Annotated in this window: 1 protein-coding gene; it reads right to left on the reverse strand. The window is 61.0% G+C overall.

The features are described 5' to 3' along the window. On the reverse strand, positions 1–1,015 hold a 1,015-nt coding region (locus tag AC1DQP_RS20870; RefSeq protein ID WP_478052481.1), incomplete at both ends, for an AMP-binding protein.

Genomic DNA, 1,015 nt, shown 5'->3' on the forward strand with positions numbered 1-1,015 from the left:
GGCTGAAGGTTGGTGCGCTGGCGTCCCAGAACTCGGTGGTGCCATAGATGTTGACCAGTTCCACATGGGGCAGCGCGTCGTGGAAACGTTGTGCCAATTCGGCCTGAAGTGGTTCGCCGCTGGAGACACAGAGGCGCAGGGCAGGCAGGTTCTGGCCGGTGGCCTGTAGATGCGATGCGAGGCCGGCAAGCAGCGTGGGTACTAGGACGATGTGGCTGACGTTACCTTTGCGCAGGGCCAGGCAGAGCTCCTGCGGATCCAGCAGTGCGGCCTGTGGGATGACCTCAATGGTGGCTCCCGTGATCAGCGGCAGGAATACCTCCCACAGCGAATCGATGAAGTTGATGGAGGTTTTCTGGGCATAGATTTCACTTCCATCGCGTCGCTCGCGTTCGGGCAGCAGGCGACCGGTGAGCATTCGATGAAGGCCCGGCACGCCCTTGGGTCGACCGGTAGAGCCAGAGGTGTACAACACGTAGGCGGTATCGTTTGCAGAGGTCTTTGGATCAGTCCATGGCTGGTCTTGTCCGGTGATCTGGTCGATCAGCACGGTCCTGGCCTTTGGCAGATCAAGCAACGACTGCTGGCTCGAATGGGTTACCAGGACGCTGCAGCCGCTGTCGCGGGCCATGTAATCCAGGCGCTCGGTCGGGTAGTCCGGGTCCAACGGGAGATATATCCCGCCCGCCTTGAACACGGCCAGAAGCGCGACGATCTGGTCAAGCGAGCGCGGTAGGCAGATACCAACCACGCTGTTGCGCTCCACGCCGACGCTCTGCAGGTGGCCGGCAAGGGCCACCACTCGATTGCCGAGCTCACGATAGGTCAGCGCCTCATTCCCCGATCGGACGGCGATGCAATCGGGATGACGGGTGATCGCATCATCGACATGATGCTGGATGCTTCCCGCTGCTGCCACCAACTGCGGGCCCTGCCACTGTTCCAGCAAGGTCGATTCATCTTCGGCTGTCAGGATTGGAATATCCGTCAGCGGACGATCTGGATGGTTCCCAAT

The organism is Stenotrophomonas sp. P5_A8 (assembly GCF_056400545.1).